The organism is Kitasatospora sp. NEAU-CNBT7 (genome assembly GCF_057220535.1).
In genome coordinates this window covers 63,054-81,190 of the sequence record NZ_JBXQQB010000002.1, presented here as the reverse complement: position 1 = coordinate 81,190, position 18,137 = coordinate 63,054, and the positions used below count along the sequence as shown (strand labels likewise).

Genomic DNA, 18,137 nt, shown 5'->3' with positions numbered 1-18,137 from the left:
GCAGCAGCGCACTTCGCTCCGCACCGGCTGACAGATCCGTTCCCTCGCGCCGAGCCTCACCCGGGCGCCCCGGCCACCGCCGGGGCGCCCCGACGCCTCCTCGGGCCTCAGCGGTCGTGCCGGTGGTCCGCCAGGACCTCGGCGATCACGTGGCGTGCGGTGGCCGCCATCGCCGGGTTGGTGGTCCGGTAGTAGGAGGCCTCCATCAGAGCGACCGACAGCGCCCAGGCGCGGCCGCGGGACCAGGCCGCGTCGTCGTCGCCGAGCCGCGCGCGGAACTCTCCCCTGGCCGCGGCGGGCAGCAGGTACCAGGCCGCGATCAGGTCCACCGCGGGGTCGCCGATCCCCGCGCAGCCGAAGTCGATGACCGCGCCGAGCCGTCCGTCGACCAGCAGCACGTTGCCGGGCTGGAGGTCCGCATGGATCCAGCCGGCCGGGCCGGGGTGCCCGGCGGCCCGCAGCGACGCCGTCCAGACCTCGGCCGCGGCATCGGCATCGACGTCAGCGGTCTCGCCGGCGTGCCCGGTGTCGCCGGTGGCGCGCAGCGCGGCCAAGGCGGAGCGGGTCTCGGTGTCGCGGGCGGCCAACGGCTCGCTGCGGTACGAGGCCGGGCCGTCGGCGGGGTCGATCCGGCGCAGGGCGTGCAGCAGGTCCGCCAGGTCCCCGGCCAGCCGGGCGGGGTCGGGAAGCCCGCCCGCACCGACGGCCGGGGTCTCGCCGTCGAGCCAGCGGTACACCGACCAAGGCCAGGGGTAGCCGCAGCCGGGCGTCCCGAGGCCGAGCGGATCGGGGACGGCGACGGGCAGTTCGGGCGCGAGCCGGGGCAGCCAGTGGTGTTCCCGGGCCACGTCGGCGGCGGCGCCCGCGATCCTGGGCAGCCGTACCACCAGGTCCTCGCCGAGCCGGTACATCGCGTTGGAGGTCCCGGCCGACCGGACCGGCTCGACCGGGTGGTGCGCCCACCGCGGGAACTGGGCGGCGAGCAGGCGCCGTACCAGGGCGGGGCCGGCGGCGTGCATCCTGCCGATGCTCATGGCGGCTCCCCTGGTCGATCTCCCGGGCCGGTGCACGGGCGGTCGGCCCGCGGCCCGGGCGACACATCGTCACCGGGTTGCGGGCCGACCATGAAGCAAACGCCTCCCGGCGCCCCCGGTCAACCGGTTTCCGGGCCGGACGCCTCCCGCCCCCTCCGGCCGGGCGCCGCCGGACCGGTCAGCGCGGCTCCTGGGCAGGCCGTCCGGGTGTCGCCGGGTCGGGTGTGTCGCCGGGTGCGTGCTGCGGCGGGCCGCCGCCCATCGCCCGGAGCATCCGCGCGCCGCCGGTCCGGAAGAAGCGGACCACCAGGGCCAGGGCGAGCAGCAGGAAGACAATGTTCAGCCAGGTCGTGTAGTTCCAGGAGACGCCGTCGGTGGGGACCTCGGCGTCGGCCTGGTCCGGGATCAGGCCGAGTCCGCCGAAGACCAGTTCGACGGCGTACCCGGCGAGCACCATGGCGGTGTAGAAGGTGGCGAGGATGAACAGGGCCATCCGGGGGCCGTAGTACTTCCGGTAGATGTTCAGAATGGGCAGGATCAACAGGTCGGCGAAGAGGAACGCGACGACCCCGCCGAAGCTGATGCCGCCCTTCCACAGCACCACGGCGAGCGGCACGTTGCCGATCGAGCAGACGAACGAGGCGATCGCCACGACCGGCCCGATCAGCGGGCCCCAGATCTTGGCGGCGACCGGGTGCCCGCTGAAGAAGAACGCCTGCCAGAAGCTGTCCGGGACCCAGGCCGCGACCGCCCCGGCGATCAGCAGGCCGACGGCCAGGTCCCGGATGATCGCGGCCCACTCCATCACGAACACGTGCGACACCGCGGTGAACCCTTCGGCGGACCACAGCCGCCGGGCGAAGCCGCCCGGGCGCCGTACGGTCATGTCCATCGCTGCGTGCCCCTCCATCGAGCCGGCCAGCCCGCGGTCGGCCTGCCGCCGCGCCTGCGCGAGCAGCCGCTCCCGCAGGAACAGCCGGAACAGCACGGCCAGTACGACGATCATCAGCGGGCCGCCGGTGAACTCTGCGGCGGTGAACTGCCAGCCCATCAGCAGGGCCAGGATCACCCCGAGTTCGATCACCAGGTTGGTGGAGGCGATCTCGAACGCCATCGCCGCGGTGAAGTCCGCGCCCTTGCGGAACAGGGACCGGGCGAGCGCCACCGCCGCGTACGAGCAGGAGGAGGACGCCGCGCCCAGCCCGGTCGCCACCGCCAGGGTGCGGGGGCGGGCGTCGCCGAGCAGCCGTACCACGGTGGAGTGGCGGACCACGGCCTGCACCACCGCGGACAGCGCGAAGCCCAGGATGAGGGCCCAGGTGATCTTCCAGGTCATCGAACCGGTGATCCTCAGTGCGTGCAGCACGGCGCCCATGGGTGCGGCGTCCTCTCCTGGTACGAGCGGTGGGGTCGCCGGGATCCGTTCCCCGAAGCCGCCGGCCGAGACGGGGCCGCCCGGCTGAAACCTGCCCGGTCCGGCCGTCCTTCGGCACGTCACGCGGGTGACGGGGCCGCGCCGGCCCGGTCCGGCAGCAGGACGTGCGCCAGCAGCGCCATGCCTCCACCGACCGCGGTGGCCGCCAGGCGCGCGGCCACCGCCGAGTCGACGACGGTCCCGGTGGCGGCGAGCAGGAAGAGGATCGCGGCGGCCAGACCGGCGCTCAGGGCGAGGTACCCGGTCCTGGCCAGCAGGTAGGCGCAGCCGATGAACACCACCGCCAGCACCGCGTCCGCCTCCGCCCCCGGGTGCCACAGCGCCGTCAGCGCGGCGGCGAGCACGACGCCGACGGCGTTCCCGGCCGTCCGCGCGACGCACCGGGCGCGGGTACGGGAGGTCTCCGGTCTGAGGACCATCACGGCCGTCAGCGCGATCCAGTAGCCGTGCCGCAGGCCGGCACCGCGGGCGAGCACCACGGCGAGGCCGGTGACGGTGGCCAGTCGGACCGCGTGGCGCAGCACGGGCGAGGCCGGGGACAGCTGGTCCCTGACGCTGCGCACGGCGCCGGTGAACGCGGCGGCCGGGCCCGGGCGCCGTAGCCGCTCGCCGGCCGGGCCGTGGGCGGCTCCGGTGTCCGGGCCCGCGGCGGTGGCGGCGCCGTGTACGAGCTCGACCGCCCGGGTCAGCAGCAGGTCCAGCCGTCGGGCCTCCTCGGCCTGGCCGTCGCACCGCGCCGCGGCCCGGTGGACGCGTCCCAGCGCCCGGTCCGCGGCGTCCCGGGCCCGGTCGGCGGCGACCAGGTCGAGGACGTCACCGGCGGCGGTCAGCAGCGCCCGGGCCGATGTACGCCCGGCCGGCGACCCCGCGGCGTCGGCCCGGGCCGTGGCGGTCAGGGCGGGAAGGATGCGCTCCGGCAGCCCATGGAGGGTCCGGAAGGCGGCCGGCCTGCGGGCGGCCTGGCGATCGGTCAGGGTGAAGGTCCCGCGCAGGAGGACCAGCGGCTCCGGATCGAAGGCGGCCCCCGGGTCGGCCGCGAGGTCGCGCGCGTACCGCCCGAGGGCGCGGTACGCGTCCGACAGTGCCTCCCGTTGCACCCGCCACCGCCGGCCCGGGCGTACGGCCAGCAGTACGGCCTGGGTGAGGCCGCCGGCCACCACGAGCCCGGCCGCGGCGAACGCGTGGCCGGCGCTCTGCGGCACCGCCGCCGCCCCCAGCAGCAGGACGGTGGCGGCCGCCGCGATGACCCCGGCGTTGGGGCCGAGGGCCCACAGCAGGCCGGCTCCCCAGCTCCACAGCACGACCGCGCCCACATACGGCACCGGGTGCGCGGCGGTGAGCGCGCCCACCAGGGTGGCCGCCCCCAGGGCCAGGGACACCGCGGCGACCAGGGGAATCCGGCCACGGGCGCTCTGCTGGAACGCGGTCGCCCCCGCGATGGCCGCGCCGCTGCCGGCCGAGACGGCGGCCGGCGGGGATCCGCAGGCGAGGGCCGTCCCGACGGCCACGACGACGCCGGTCAGGCTGCGGGCGACCGCCACCGGGTCCGGCCAGGACCACTCCAGGCGCAGCCCTTCGCGCAGGGCCGCCGCGGTGAGCCGCTGCCACCTCGTCATGCCCCCATGATGGCGCTCCGGCGGTGATCGCCGACGTAGGTCGCCGAGCGCCCCGGGCCGGCGCGGCGCGGCCCGCGTCGGCGCGGTCCGGGGCGGGCCGGTCATCGGCCGACACGGCCGTCCTGCCGTTCCCGGGGAGGCGTGGGGTTTCGGCCATCGGATCCCGGACGCCCTCGAACGGTCCCGGACGGACGGGTACGGTGTCGGGGCGGCGCCTCGGACACCCCGTCAGGTTCCGCTCGCTCCACCCGTTCGCCACCTTCGTCGATGGAGCTGACCGCATGCGCGACAGAATGCCCTCCGGCAGCAGGCCCACCGCCGCACCCGCCGGTCCCGCCGCACCCACCGGTCCCGCCCCGGCCCGCCCGGCGCTCTCCCCCGCCGACCGGCGGGCGTCCGGGTGAGCCGGCCCGCCGGGACGACCGGTGCGGGTGTCGTGGTCGCGCGGCTCGGTGGCCGCTGGCGGGTGAGCCGGCCGTGGCACCCCGGGCTGCGGCCCTATCTGCGCAGCTACGCCGGGTACTGGGAGGCCGGGTCCTCACCGTACCGGGTGCGGGTGGTCCCGACCGGCCGGGCCGTCGTGGTGATCAACCTGGCGGAGCCCTTCACCCAGGTCAGCCGGCTGGGCGTGCCCGGTCCCGGCAGCGGGCGGATCGGCTCGCTGGTGGTCGGTCTGGAGGACCGGCCGGCGCTCTGCGAGCACCCGGGCGGGCAGGAGGCGATCCGGCTGGAGCTGACGCCGCTGGGCGCCTACCGGCTGTTCGCCGTCCCGATGCGGGCGCTGACCAACCACGCGGTCGAGCTGGCGGACGTGCTCGGGCCGGGGGCCGGGGAGCTGGTCGAGCGGCTGGCGGCCACCCGGGACTGGGCGGCCAGGTTCGACCTGCTGGACGCCGTCCTGCTGGCCCGGCTCGGACAGGGTCCCGCGCCCGCACCCGAGGTCGGCCGGGCCTGGCAGTTGCTGGCCGGCAGCGGCGGCACCGTCCCGATCGCCCGGCTCGCCGAGGAAGTGGGCTGGAGCCAGGGGCACTTGATCCGCCGCTTCACCGATCAGGTCGGACTGGCCCCCAAGGCCTCGGCCCGGGTGCTGCGCTTCCACCGCGCGGTCGCGATGCTGGCGGGCGGGGACGCCGGCCCGGCCGCCGTGGCGGCGGCCTGCGGCTACTACGACCAGGCGCACCTGAATCGGGAGTTCCGGGCGCTGGCCGGCGCCACCCCCGGTCAGCTGGTGACCGCCCGCCGGGTGGAGGGCGCGCTCGCCCAGTAGCGCGCGGGCCAGTAGTGCGCGGGCCGGCAGTGCGCGGCCCGGCAAGGCGCGGCGCAGCAGGCCGGGTAGTGCGCGGACCAGCAGGCCGGCGGGCGCGGTCGGGCGGGCGCAAATTTGTCCAAGCCCGGCCCGGCGGACGCTGGCTAGCCTCCTGGAGGCCCGGGCGCGCGCTCACGCCGCGCGCGTCCGGGCCCGCCGCGCACCCGGTCGTCGGGCGGGCCGCGACGGCGGCAGCGTTGGGAGCGTCCGATCCGCCCGTGCGCCCGACGGCGCGCAGCACGGGCCAGGGGGGAAACCGTGGCACTGGAACTACCGCCGGAACTCGGGGCCGTACTCGGTCTGCTGGGGCTGGAGTGGCCCCAGGTGAACGAGGACGACGTGGTCAGGCTCGCGGACGAGCTGAGGAAGCTCGCCTCGACCCTCGACTCCGTCCAGCTGGACGCCGACAAGGCTCTCACCGCCCTGCAGGGGGCCTACCACGGCGCGTCCGCGGACCGGCTGGCCGAGATGTGGGGCACCGTCTCGACGTTCTCGCGCCTGGTGGTCGACGGCTGCGGGGCCGCCGCGACCGCGCTCAACGCGGCGGCGCTGGTCGTGGAGGGCTGCAAGGCCGCGACTCTCGTCCAACTGGTCACCACTCAGGGTGAGTTGGCGGTGGCGTCGGCGACCGGGCCGTGGAGCACGGCGGCCATCGTCGCGGCCGCCAGGCAGATCGCCTCCACCATCCTGGAGGAGGCGGTGTCCGCGCTCGGCCAGGCGCTGGCGCAGCCGGTGGGTGATCTGGTGGAGGCCGTGCTGGGCGGCCTGACGGGCGGCGGCGGGTCGGGGCCGTCGCAGGGCAGCGGGTTCGGGGTGGACCTCGAGCAGTTGGCCTCCTGCGCGCTGCAACTGCGGCGCCACGCGGACGGGATCGACGCACACGGTGACTCGTTCCGGCGGATCCTCGAGGGGCTGGATGTGGGGCGGCCCGGCGACGCGCTGGGCCGGTTGCTGCTCGCCGCCGTCGAGCAGATCGCCACCACCGTCGGTACGGAGGTACTGAAGCGGCTGCTCGGCGCGTTCCGGGGCACCGCCGACCGGATGGACCAGGTGGCGCGCAACCTCACCGAGAACGAGGACGCGCACAGCCGTGAGATGCAGGGCATCCTGACCTCGCCGGCCGCCTCGTCCGGGCCGGGTCTGCTGAAGCTGGCGGGCGGGGTCGCCGGCGGGGGTGGCGCGCACCGCGCGGGGCACCGCGCGGACGAGGCGCCCGACCTGGTGTCCGCCGGTGCCGGGCCGGGCGGCGGCGGGTTCCTCCCCGGTGTGGCCCGCGCGTTCGATGCGGCCGATGCCCCGGCCGCGCGCGGCCCGCGGGCCGGCCGCGCCTCCGGGCCCTTCGTGCCGGACCAGCGCACCGCGCAGAGCGACCGCGGTACGGCGGCTCCGGCGCCGCAGCCGAAGGCGTCCCCGGCCGCCGAGCCGCAGCCCGGCGGGTTCGGCCACCAAGGCGGCCAGGTCGGCCCCGGCGGCCAGGGCGGCGGTCAGGGCGCGGCCCGCGGCGGGGCCGGCCACCTCGGCGGCCGTCCCGCGCCGGAGCCGGACGTTCCCGGCCGCGCGCCGCTCGCGCCGCCGGCCGGTGCGCCCGATCCGGGAACGTCCGGCCGGCCCGGCCTCGGACGCCAGCAGGGGCCGGAGGCGGGTCAGGGGGCCGGTGGCCCGGTCCGAGAGGGCGCGGCGCCGCCGCAGGACCGGCGCCCGGACGGGCCCGCCGGGCCGCCCGAGGAGGAGGCCGAGGGGGCGTACGGCCGCGGGGAGCCGGTGCCCGCCGGGTGGGAGAGCGGCCGTCCGTACGGCGGGTGACGGGCGGGGTTCGCGCGGGGCTTGAGCGGGGTTTGAGCCGTACGGGGGGGGTGCGTGGTGCCCCCGTACGGCTCGGCCGTCCACCTCCGGGAAATCGGACAGAGCGTCACATAGGGTGCGCCTGCGGGCGCCGGACCGGTGCCCGCCCGGATGTGACGCCGAGCCGATCGAAGCATTCCGTCCAGGGCCCGCACGTCCGGTCAGGACAGTGACTCCGTCGTCCAGGAGGACGTGCATCGTGCAGAAACTCACCCGTCTCGGTGTCGCCGTCGCGACCGCGCTCGCAGCCGCCGCCGTGTCCGCCCCCGCCGTCTCGGCCTCCCCGGCCGCGCCCGCGGACCACGGGCACGCCCACGGCCACGAACACGGCCAGGGCGGCCGCCACGCGGTGTTCGCGCAGACCGACAACACCGCGGGCAACCAGGTCGTCGCCTACCACCGCGCCGAGGACGGCCGCCTGACCCAGGCCGCGGTCTACGACACCGGCGGCCTCGGCGGGGCGCTGGACGGCGCAGTCGCCGACCACCTGGCCTCCCAGGGCTCGCTCACCTACGACCCCCGGCACGCCCTGCTGTACGCCGTGAACGCGGGCAGTGACACCGTGACCGTCTTCTCGGTCGACGGCGACCGCCTGGAGCGCCGCCAGGTCGTCGCCTCCGGCGGCCGGTTCCCGGTCAGTGTCGCCGTGCACGGGGACGTGGTCTACGTGCTGAACGCCCTGGACGGCGGCTCCGTCCAGGGCTTCACCGTCGAACACGGCCGGCTGGAGCAGCACGCCGACTGGAACCGCTGCCTGGGCCTCGACCCGGACGCCACGCCGCAGTTCGTCAACACCCCCGGCCAGGTGGGTTTCACCGGCGACGGCTCCAAGCTGGTCGTCACCACCAAGGCCAACGGCAACGCCATCGACGTCTTCGACCTCGAGCACTCCGGCGCACCCGCCCAGCACCCCGTGGTCACCGTGCAGCCCGGCGCGGTGCCGTTCGGCTTCGTCACCAACGGCGCCAACGGGCTGCTCCTCACCCAGGCCGGCCCGAACGCGGTCGCCACCGTCCACATCCACGAGGACGGCACGGTGATGCAGACCGCGGCCGCGGCCACCGGTCAGATCGCCACCTGCTGGATCACCGCCGCCGGCGACTTCCGGTACGCCTCCAACGCGGGCAGCGCCTCCGTCAGCGGGTACCGGCTCAACCCGGACGGCTCGCTCACCGCGCTCGGCAACACCTCCACCGACCCCGGCACCGTCGACTCCGCCGCCTCCCAGGACGGCCACTACCTCTACGTACAGACCGGGATCAACGGCATCCTCGACGAGTTCCGGGTCAACGGCGACGGCTCACTGACCGCCCTCGGCTCGCACGTGGTCCCCGGCGCCGTCGGCGGCGAGGGCATCGTCGCCTTCTGAGCCACCGCCCGGGGCCCGTCCGGGCCGGGGCAGGCCGGGGCCTCCGGCCCCCGTCTCCGACGGCTTCGCAAAAACCGCAGCCCGTCTCTCGAAGCGCCGAGAGACGGGCTGTGCCCCGGAGCCGCCGGGGTACGGCTCTGAATCAGGCGGCGAGGAGCTTGCGGACCGCGTCGCTGACCTCGGGGAGCTCGCCGGGGAGGGCCCACTGGTGGGCGTCATGTTCGGTGAGGACGACCGGTTCGGTCTTCTCCGTGGTGACGGCGAAGTTGAACTGGCGGGTGGTGCCGCCGCGGCTGTTCGTGTAGTCGAAGTGCCCGATGTAGCCGATGACCTGGTCGATCGTCAGGCCGGTTTCTTCGGCGGTCTCGCGGTGCAGGGCGTCGAGGATGGTCTCGCCGTCCTCGACGGTGCCGGAGGGGATCTCCCACATCCCGCCCAGGTAGTCGTCGGGGTTGCGGCGGACGAACAGGACCCGCCCGTCGTGGTTGATCACGGCGGCAGCGACGAAGCCGGTGATGCCGGCGGCCTCGGCGTCGGCAGCCAGGCCGGCCACGAACTCGGGGGAAATGATGGTCACAGCAGCTCCATGTGGTGGTCGCTGACCTTGGAGGCCGCGCGGACGTACTGCTCGGCCACTTCCAGATCCTGCTCACGATGCCAGACCGGGAGCTTGATGGTGTGGGCGTGCGCGTGTTCGGCGACGGGGAAGTCCCCCTGCCTGTAGCGCCGGTGGGAGTGCGGGTGGGCGGGGAACAGCATGTTGGGCTGCTGGTAGAGGGGCAGCCGGTTCAGGGGGCAGGTCGAGCCTGGCCGGTCGAACTCGGTGGCGCCCTCGGCGATCAGTGCCCGGTGGAACCGCTCGATCGGCAGGCCGCCGAGCTCGTCGGGCCGGTAGGTGAGCGTCAACCCGTACCAGGACGGAGTCACTCCGTCGGGCATCCCGGCGACCTCCAGACCGGGAATCCGGGCGAGCCGGCCGCTGAGGTAGCGGGCGATCTCCGCCCGGCCGGCGAGGTAGCCGTCGAGACGGGCGAGCTGGTCGTGCGCGATGGCCGCGGCCAGCGGGTGGATGCGGAGCTTGAGGCCGGCCCCGGTCACCGCGTACCGCGCGAGCGGATGGCCTTCCGGGATCTCGGTCCTGGCCCGCTTGTTGTAGTGCGCCAGCGTGATGACCCGGTGGTGGATGTCGTCGTCGTCCGTGAGGACGAATCCGCCCTCCCCGCCGGACAGCGGCTTGGGACCGTTGAGGGAGAACGCCGAGGCGAGGCCGAACGTGCCGACCTTCTGCCCGTCGATGCCGGCGCCGTGGGCATGGGAGCCGTCCTCCAGCACGACCAGGCCGTGGGCGTTCGCCACAGCGAGGAGGTCGGTCATGTCGGCGGGCTTGCCCCACAGGTGGGTGACCATGACCGCGCGGGTGCGGGGAGTGACCAGCTCCTCGAGCCGGTCCGGGTCGATGTTGCCGTCCGGCCGGGTCTCGCACAGCACCGGCACCGCGCGGAGGTGGAACAGCGGGGAGGCGGTGGCGTGGAAGGTCCAGGCCGGGACGATCACCTCGTCGCCGGGCTTGATCCGCGCCGCCCAGTAGGTGGCGTGCAGGGCGGCGGTACCGGAGCTGGTGGTGACCGCGTGCCGGACGCCGAAGTAGTCCTGCAAGCCGTCCTCGAGCTCGGCGACGATGCCGGACCGGCCGGGGATGGAGATCGACTCCTCCAGCTGGGCGGCGACCTTGGCGCGGGTGGTGTCGTCGATCGGCGGCCAGGTGAAGTGCGGGCCCGTGGCGGTGACGGCGGGCTTGCCGCCGCGCAGGGCGAGCGTACTGGTCACAGCATCTCCTTCGGGTCGATGTAGCGCCCCGCTGCCTTGGACCGGTAACAGGAGGCGATGAACGCGGCGTGCGCGAGGTGCTGCTCCGGGCCGGAGGTGTTGGGCCGCTCGCCGTCCAGGACCCGGCAGAAGTAGTCGATCTGCGCGGCCGATGCGGAGGCCGGTGCGTGCGGGCGGGTCAGCTCCTCCACGACCGCGCCGCCCAGGTCGAGCCGCTGGACCTGGCCCTTGGTCAGCAGCACCGAGCCGCGGGTGCCGACCACGTACAGGCGCTCGGACTTCGGGGCCACCCATCTGGACAGCAGCACCGAGCCGTACAGGTCACCGTCGTAGCCGAGCTGGATGACGGCGGTGTCCTGGGCGTCGTACCCGCCGCCGGGGACGGCCGCGGTGGAGAATTCGGCGATCACCCGGCTCGGCAGGCCGAAGTACCACAGCAGCAGGTCGATCAGGTGGTAGCCCATGTCGAGGATGCAGCCGCCGCCGGCCTGCCGGATGTCCCCGCGCCACCCGGCGCCGGGGTCATCCGTGTGGAAGGTGTACTGGCCGTCGATCAGGAACGGGGTGCCGATCTGGTCCAGCATCCCGGCGACGCTGGTGTAGATCGGGTTGAAGCGCCGCTGGAGGGTGACCATCAGCTCGACCTGGCCGGCCCGGCAGATCTGCGCGAGTTCCCGGGCTTCCCCGACCGACGTGGCGAACGGCTTCTCCTTGAGGACATGGACGCCACGGGCGGCACATTCCTGGACGACCTCTCGGCCGGCGTGGTGCGGGACGGCGACGACCACGAAGTCCGGGGCCACCGCATCCAGCAGCTCACCGGCACGGGTGAATCCGGGGACCTGGAGGGCTTCCTGCCTCTGCCGCAGGGTGTCGGGGTTTCTGTCGCAGACGGCGACGAGCTCGGCCCTGCTGGAGCCGAGCAGGCCGGGCAGGTGGTCTTCGAGCGCCTGGTGGCCGAGGCCGATGACTGCAGCGCGTCGTTTGATGTGCGGACTCCTTCCGCTTCGTGAAGGAACTTCGTCGGTGCACGACGAGTAGAGCCCCAACTGCGGGTCACCGAACAGGCATTGTCTGTAGTCCCGGGGTGGTCCCGCCGTCGCTCGCAGTAGGCTCACGGTCACCATCGATGATGGGATTGGCCCCGTGGACGACCAGATCCGGCACCCCCACGCGTACGCCCGCGCGCTCCGCAGCTGGTCCCAGACCGACCTCGCGGTCCGGATCCACCACGCCGCCAGGAACCGGCCCGAGGGTCTTCGCTCGGGCACCGACAAGGCGGCCGTCAGCAAGTGGGAGAACTGGCGCAAGACGCCCAGCATCGAATCCCAGCTCCTGATCGCCGAAGCCTTCGACGTCCCGATCGCCGACCTGGAGACCGTCGAGTGGCCGCACTGGCTTCCCGGTCAGGAACAGCCGGTGCCGCTCGGGTCGGCGTTCACCGTTCACGCACTTCGAGATGGACAGAGAGCCGCCATGGACCACCGCCGCCGCACCTTCATGACCTTCAGCGCGCTCGCGCTGGCCGGGCTCTCCACCCAGTGGGCGACCGTCGAACCCGACCGGCTCACCAGCGCCCTGGACGGAAAACAGGTCGATGCCGAGCTGGTCGACTGGCTGGAGGACACCAGCACCAGGCTCACCACCCTTCCGACCGAACAGCGCCAGCACACCGCCAAGCTGATGGACGCCCAGCTGGACACGGTGACCGACCTGCTGGAACACGGCCGCTACACCGAACCCGTCGGTCGGCGGCTCCACCTGCTGGCCGCCTCGCTGGCCAGCACGTGCGGCTGGCACCGCTTCGACCAGGGCCGGCACTTCGCAGCGGGCAAGCTCTGGAGCGCGGCCCTGACCAATGCACACGCCGCCCGCGACCGCGACCTCCGCGCCGGCGTCCTCTCCGACTTCGCCTACCAGTCGATCTGGCTCACCCAGCCCGGCTCAGCCGTCGAGCCGCTCGGCCAGGCCCTCGTCCACACCCGGCACCCCACCGCCCGGTCCCTCCTCCACCTTCGCCGGGCCCGCGCGCACGCCGCCCTCGGCGCCGCCGCCGACTGCCACCGCGACCTGGCCGCCGCCGAGGCCGCCCTGCTGACCGACAGCCCCGACCCGGCACCCGGCTGGTGCCGGTGGATGAGCACGGCGGACCTGGCCGTCGACTCCGGCCAGTGCATGCTCGACCTCGGCCGCACCGACGAGGCCCACGCGCGTATCGACGAGGGCATGAGCCTGCTGCCGCGATCCCGCGACAAGACCCGCGGGATCTTCCTGACCTACGAGGCCCGCAGCCTGCTGCGGGCCCGCGAGGTCGAACAGGCCCTCGCCGTCACGAACCAGTCCCTCGACCTCGCCACCCGGATCGGTGCCGAGCGGTGCGTCACCCTGATCCGCGAGCTCGCCCCGGCGTTCACGGCCTACCGGCAGGTCGACGGTGTCACCGACCTCATGGACCGGCTCAAGGCCGGCTGACCGGGCACCGGGCAGCACCCGGCGGCAAGGCTCGCCGCTCGCCGCCCTCCACCGATAGCTGCGGCGCCCTTGAAACCGCGGGCGGCGGCCTGCTGGCCGGCCGTTCTGAGCCCGCCGACGTGCGTGGACGTCCTCGCCATACCGACGGCGTCGCCCGACTGCCCGATGGTGTCAGCGCTGATGATGCGCGTGCCGGGAGGAGCGACGGCGTTGCGCTCCAGGCCATTGACGTGGTGCGGCATCCTCGGGGTGGCACCGGAGGGGTCGGTCACCGACGGGCCGATGTCCTGCGGAGCAGGGGTGAGCCGGTCACCCAGGAAGCCGGCGTTCGCCGGACCGGGGTGTGCCGGGCCGTGGCCGGGGCAGACGCGGGGGCAGCGCCGGGCGGGACCGCCCGGCGGTGACCTCGGGAGGCTGTCATGACCGGCCAGCTGCCGTCGGCCGTCGGTTCCGCGACCGATGCGCCGATCCGCACCGACGTACCCGCCCGGCTGGACCGCCTGCCGTGGTCCCGCTGGCACTGGCGGATCGTGATCGGCCTGGGCACGGTGTGGATCCTCGACGGCCTGGAGGTGACCATCGTCGGCAACATCGCCGCCCGGCTGGCCGAGTCCGGCAGCGGGATCACCATCAGTACCGCCCAGGTCACCACGGTCGCCGCGGCCGTGTACGTGGCGGGTGCCTGCAGCGGCGCCCTGTTCTTCGGCTGGCTGACCGACCGGCTCGGCCGCAAGCGGCTCTTCATGATCACGCTGGCCGTCTACCTGGCGGCGACGGCCGTGACGGCGTTCTCCTGGACGGCCTGGTTCTTCTTCCTGTGCCGGTTCTTCACCGGGTTCGGCATCGGCGGCGAGTACGCGGCGATCAACTCGGCCATCGACGAGCTGATCCCGGCCCGGGTGCGGGGCCGGATCGACCTGGTCATCAACGGCAGCTTCTGGATCGGCGCGGCGATCGGCGCCTTCGCCTCCATCGCACTGCTGAACACCTCGCTGTTCGCCACCGACCTCGGCTGGCGGCTGGCGTTCGGGATCGGCGTGGTGCTCGGCCTGGTGATCCTGCTGGTGCGGCGTCATGTGCCGGAGAGCCCCCGCTGGCTGTACACCCAGGGCCGGGGCGAGGAGGCGGACCAGGTGGTCGCCGAGGCCGAACGGATCGTCGAGCGGGAGACCGGGAAGCCGCTGCCCGCGGCCTCGGGCACCATCCTGATCCGCCCGCGCGGTCCCCTCGGCTTCGTGACGATCGCCCGTACGGTGACCCGGAGCTACCCGCGGCGGACCGTCCTCGGGCTCGCGCTCTTCATCGGCCAGGCCTTCCTGTACAACTCGGTCACCTTCGGCTTCGCGGTGATCCTCTCGACCTTCTTCGACGTCCCGACCGGGAACACCGGCTACTACTTCGCGGTGATCGCGGTCGGCAACTTCCTCGGGCCGCTGCTGCTCGGCCACCTCTTCGACTCGGTCGGCCGGAAGCCCATGATCGCCGGGACCTACATCGGCTCGGGGGTGCTGCTGTTCGCCACGGCGTTCCTGTTCCAGCAGGGCCTGCTGAACGCGACCACCATGACGGCCTGCTGGACGGCCGTGCTGTTCCTGGCCTCCGCGGGTGCGAGCGCCGCCTACCTGACGGTCAGCGAGATCTTCCCGCTGGAGACCCGGGCGCTGTGCATCGCGTTCTTCTACGCCGTGGGCACCGCGATCGGCGGCATCACCGGGCCGCTGCTCTTCAACGGCCTGGTCAGCAGCGGCAAACCCGCCGACACCACCCTCGCCTTCTGCATCGGCGCGGCCCTGATGACCCTGGCCGGCGGCGTCGAGGCGGCGATCGGCGTCCGCGCCGAACGCCGCAGCCTCGAGTCCCTGGCCCAACCCCTCAGCGCCGTCGACGAACCCGAACCGGCCCCCCGCTGACCAGCCGGGCCCCGGGGCACGGGGGCACGGGGCACCGGCTCAGCCCGGTACGCGCCACCTGACCAGGTACTCCGTGCCGTCCACCCGCCACCGGGGCCAGTCGACGACGCCCGGCTCGGCGACCGACCCACCGGCCCCCCGACCGGCCGGCCAGCCCGCCCCTCCGCCCGCCCGCGGACCGTCGTACCACTCCGACTCGGCGTGGACCCGCTCGCACCCCTCCGCACGGGCACGGCACGGCGTTCGCCGCCCGGACGGCCTCCGACTGCTCCCCGGCCTCCCGTCTGCCCCGAGCTCGCCCGGCAGCCCGTCTGTCACGCCCGGAGGGCCCGGGCGTACGGCTGTCAGTGGGGAGCGCTATGTTCACGAACGTCGATCGGACCTGGTGAGGGGGCATCGTGACGGATCTCAAGAGCGGGACGATCAGCTGGGAGGAGGCGCGCGCCCTCATCGCGGCGCGGATTCCGCAGGGCGTGATCGAGCGGTTCTCCTCCGTGCCCGCCGCCGAGCTGAGCCATCTGCGCACTCCGTTGCGCCAGCTCCGCGCCGAGCTCGCGCGCGAGCTCGCCTCGGACGAATGGGACCGGTATGACGCCGCCTACGATCAGCTCGCCGCCCTGCAGTTCGCCGGGATCTACTGCGCCGCCACTCCCGCCCAGGCCCTGGAGTGGCTGACGACCCGCCCGCTCCTCGACATCACCTGGCCGCTGCCCTGCGGTGGTTCCACCAACCCGGACCACCACGTCCTGCTGATGGCGCTGCTCCCACCGCACCGCGACCAGGCGTTCCACCGTGAACTCGCAGTCCGGCTGGCCGAGTGGCTGCCCCCGCGGGGCGACCACGACCGGTGGCTGATCACCCACGCCCTCGCCGTCTGGTCGGGCGCCGAACTCCCCACCACCGACGGCTACCTGATCGGCTGGGTGCGTGAGGGCAGCTCGATTCGCCACCCCCACCTCGAGATCGGCGAGTGGTTCGCCGAGCACGGCCTGCGCGAGCCGGTGCCGCACCACGACACCCTGCTGTCCTGGCTGCGCGCCCAGCCCAGGCTGGCCGAGTTCGTCCGTCGCCTGTTCGAGGTCCCGGACGTCGGATCCGAGTTCACCGACCCCTACGCCGCTCGCTCCGGGCCGGCCAACGAGTGGCCCAAGGTACTCGCCACGCTGGCGGGCGAGGGTGTGCTCGACCGCGCCGAGCTGATCGGCCTCTGCCTCGGAAAGCTCCTGCGCGGCGACCGGCCCGGCAACCTGCGCGGGTTCCTCCAGCTGTACGCGGCGCTGGCGCTCGACCCGGAGGAGGTCCTCGCCCGGGCCCGCGATCACGTCCGGCTGGCCGCCGACGGCGCGCCGGCCGCCGCCAAGGCCGCCCAGGCGGCGCTGGTACCCGTGGACGACCGACTGCCCGCCGAGGTGTTCACCGAGCTGACGGCCGCCGTCCTGGCCCGCCCGGAGAAGACCCTCACCACCGTCCAGCTGAGCCGCGCCGCCGCCGCCCTGCGCCGCGACCCCGCCACGGCGGACAGCCTGCTGCCCGCCGTCGGCGTGGCTTTCGCCCATCCCGCTATGGCCGTCCAGGAGCGCGCCCTGCGCCTCGCCGCCCAGCACCTGTCCGGCGTCGCCCCGGCCTCCGCCGAGGCCGTGCGCAGCGCCGCCGTCGCCCTCGGCCCGGCCCTGCAGCCCGAGGCCCACCGCCTGTTGGCCGTCCAGGCCCCGGCGGCCCCGGCGCGGGAGGATGCCGCCGAACCGCAGGCCGCCACAGCGCCCATGGGCCGGGCCGCGCTCCCCGCCGCACCCGCCGGCCCGCTCGACCTCGCCGAGCGGCTGGCGGCCGTGATGGCCGATCAGGTGCCCGACCCGGGCGAGTTCGAGGTGGTCCTCGCCGCCCTCGTCGCCGAGCACCACCGTGACGCCGCGGCCCTCCATGCTGCCCTCGCTCCGCTCACCGCGGGCCGCAACGACGAACCGATCAAGATCTGGCAGGCCCACCGCCTCGAGGAAGCACTCGGCTGCCTTCTCGACGCCCTGACCGGCCGCCGTCACCTGGCGGCGCAGCACGCCGCCGAGATGCTCGACCGGCCCGCTCACCTCCGTGGTCCGGGGACCGTTCCGGTGCTGCGCGTGCTGGAGGTCGCGTCCCGGATCGGGCCGGCGCCGGTGCCGCTGCTGCTCGCCACCCCGACCGCCGCCGATGGCGCCGTCGATCCGGCGGTGTTCACCGAGCGGCTGGCGGTGTACCGGGCCGCCGGGGCCTCGCCGGGGCCCGCCGACCTGGCGCAGTCCCTGCTCCGGCTGCCTCCGGAGGCGTTGCCGGCCGCCCGCTCGGCCGCCGCCGGACTCGGCTGCGAGCTCCCGGCCGATGCCCCGCCGCCTACCCCGGACGCCTTTCACACCCAGCCGCCGGGCCGGCCCGAGCGGCCCGCCCCGTACGGGGTCCTCGAGACGATTCCTCGGATCGCGCCGTTCGTCCACGCCGCCGGGCCCGTCCCGGATGGCATCACCGGCCTGCTGCACGCCCTGCCCGACCCGGCCGAAGCCGGGCTGTTCCTCGGGATGGCGGTGCCGCGCCCCGGCGTGCTCGCCCAGCTGCCCTGGGTGGCGCCCTGGCATCCGGAGACCGTCGCCGCGCACGGCCTGCCCGCCCTGGTGTCCCAGGCGAACTCCGCCAGCCATCACGTCCTCAACCCCTGGCTGCCCCGGCTCGCCGAGGTCGCGGGTCGGCCCGCAGCGGTGTACCACCTGGCGCTCGCGTACGGGCTCACCGCCGCCCGCCCGGAGAACCGCACCGTGGCGCTGGACGCCCTGCTGGTCCTGAACGCGCACGGGCGGTTGCGTCCCGAGGTGCTCGGCGCGTGGATCGCGGGGCTGTGGCGGCTGACGGCGGCCAAGCCGAACCGGTTCCTGCCCGTCCTGGCCGACGCCGCGCGCAGCGGTGCGGGCCGGCCGGTCTGGCAGGTGCTGACTGCCCTGATCACCGTGCTCGCCGCCGAAGAACCGGGCGTGCGCGGACTGGCGGACGCCCTCGCGCTGGCCGCCGAGTGCGCGGCGGCGGACGGCATCCGGACCGCTCTGCCCGCCCTCGACGCCCTCACGGCTTCGACCGCCCCCCGCCGCGTCCGGACCGAGGCGGCCCGGCTGGCCCGAATACTCGCCTCCGGCTGACCGGGCGGGCCCGGAGGGAGCCGCTCCTCGACCACCCCGCCGGCGCGCTCGGCCCAACCCGCCTCACCGCGCTGACCGGTGACCTCCTCACCACCTGGACCCGTCGCCCGTCCCGGCCGGGTCCAGGCTCGGCCTACCCAGGCTCGGCCGGCCTGGCGTGGACGTGGC

At 74.8% G+C, this 18,137-nt stretch carries 13 protein-coding genes and 1 pseudogene; 7 read left to right on the top strand and 7 right to left on the bottom strand.

Annotated features, from left to right (window positions below; translation table 11 throughout):
• Nucleotides 1-107: 107 nt before the first annotated feature.
• From AC2TEW_RS03170 to AC2TEW_RS03160, 3 genes are all read right to left on the bottom strand, one after another.
• Nucleotides 108-1,034: an aminoglycoside phosphotransferase family protein gene (locus tag AC2TEW_RS03170; RefSeq protein WP_484621710.1), complete on the bottom strand. Its 927-nt coding sequence runs from the start codon at nt 1,032-1,034 to the stop codon at nt 108-110.
• A gap of 178 nt (nt 1,035-1,212) precedes the next feature.
• The gene (locus AC2TEW_RS03165) at nt 1,213-2,409 is read right to left on the bottom strand and encodes a permease (RefSeq protein ID WP_484621709.1); all 1,197 of its coding nucleotides are present in this window, start codon (nt 2,407-2,409) and stop codon (nt 1,213-1,215) included.
• 119 nt (nt 2,410-2,528) lie between these two features.
• Nucleotides 2,529-4,085: an FUSC family protein gene (locus AC2TEW_RS03160; protein ID WP_484621708.1), complete on the bottom strand. Its 1,557-nt coding sequence runs from the start codon at nt 4,083-4,085 to the stop codon at nt 2,529-2,531.
• Between the two features lie 281 nt (nt 4,086-4,366).
• Between AC2TEW_RS03160 and AC2TEW_RS03155 the strand changes: the two genes are divergently transcribed.
• The 4 genes from AC2TEW_RS03155 to AC2TEW_RS03140 all read left to right on the top strand — a co-directional run bounded on the left by AC2TEW_RS03155 (nt 4,367) and on the right by AC2TEW_RS03140 (nt 8,602).
• Nucleotides 4,367-4,489 (top strand): hypothetical protein, encoded by a 123-nt coding sequence (locus tag AC2TEW_RS03155; RefSeq protein ID WP_484621707.1) that lies wholly within the window; start codon nt 4,367-4,369, stop codon nt 4,487-4,489.
• Nucleotides 4,486-5,352, top strand: a complete 867-nt coding sequence (locus AC2TEW_RS03150; protein ID WP_484621706.1) for a helix-turn-helix domain-containing protein — start codon at nt 4,486-4,488, stop codon at nt 5,350-5,352. The genes AC2TEW_RS03155 and AC2TEW_RS03150 overlap by 4 nt, the downstream gene beginning before the upstream one ends.
• A gap of 297 nt (nt 5,353-5,649) precedes the next feature.
• Nucleotides 5,650-7,194, top strand: a complete 1,545-nt coding sequence (locus tag AC2TEW_RS03145; RefSeq protein ID WP_484621705.1) for a WXG100-like domain-containing protein — start codon at nt 5,650-5,652, stop codon at nt 7,192-7,194.
• Nucleotides 7,195-7,432: 238 nt separating this feature from the next.
• Entirely contained in the window at nt 7,433-8,602 is a 1,170-nt protein-coding gene (locus AC2TEW_RS03140; protein WP_484621704.1) for a lactonase family protein, read from the top strand.
• A 142-nt stretch (nt 8,603-8,744) separates the two neighbouring features.
• Here the strand turns inward: AC2TEW_RS03140 and AC2TEW_RS03135 are convergent, their stop codons facing one another.
• The 4 genes and pseudogenes from AC2TEW_RS03135 to AC2TEW_RS03120 all read right to left on the bottom strand — a co-directional run.
• A complete protein-coding gene (locus AC2TEW_RS03135) occupies nt 8,745-9,179 on the bottom strand; it encodes an NUDIX hydrolase (RefSeq protein WP_484621703.1) in 435 nt (144 codons plus the stop codon).
• Complete coding sequence (locus AC2TEW_RS03130; protein ID WP_484621702.1) at nt 9,176-10,429, bottom strand: DegT/DnrJ/EryC1/StrS family aminotransferase; 1,254 nt, start codon at nt 10,427-10,429, stop codon at nt 9,176-9,178. Before AC2TEW_RS03130 ends, AC2TEW_RS03135 begins: the two co-directional genes overlap by 4 nt.
• Nucleotides 10,426-11,064, bottom strand: coding sequence for a Gfo/Idh/MocA family protein (locus AC2TEW_RS03125; protein WP_484622049.1), 639 nt, complete (start codon nt 11,062-11,064; stop codon nt 10,426-10,428). Before AC2TEW_RS03125 ends, AC2TEW_RS03130 begins: the two co-directional genes overlap by 4 nt.
• A 54-nt stretch (nt 11,065-11,118) precedes the next feature.
• Nucleotides 11,119-11,556, bottom strand: a pseudogene (locus AC2TEW_RS03120) (Gfo/Idh/MocA family protein); the annotation flags it as partial.
• Nucleotides 11,557-11,575: 19 nt separating this feature from the next.
• Between AC2TEW_RS03120 and AC2TEW_RS03115 the strand changes: the two are divergent.
• The 3 genes from AC2TEW_RS03115 (at nt 11,576) to AC2TEW_RS03105 (ending at nt 17,969) form a co-directional block, all read left to right on the top strand.
• A complete protein-coding gene (locus AC2TEW_RS03115) occupies nt 11,576-12,901 on the top strand; it encodes a helix-turn-helix transcriptional regulator (RefSeq protein ID WP_484621701.1) in 1,326 nt (441 codons plus the stop codon).
• 419 nt (nt 12,902-13,320) lie between these two features.
• On the top strand, nt 13,321-14,811 hold the full coding sequence (locus AC2TEW_RS03110) for an MFS transporter (RefSeq protein ID WP_484621700.1): 1,491 nt from the start codon (nt 13,321-13,323) through the stop codon (nt 14,809-14,811).
• A 398-nt stretch (nt 14,812-15,209) separates the two neighbouring features.
• On the top strand, nt 15,210-17,969 hold the full coding sequence (locus tag AC2TEW_RS03105) for a hypothetical protein (protein WP_484621699.1): 2,760 nt from the start codon (nt 15,210-15,212) through the stop codon (nt 17,967-17,969).
• The last annotated feature ends 168 nt before the right edge of the window (nt 17,970-18,137 follow it).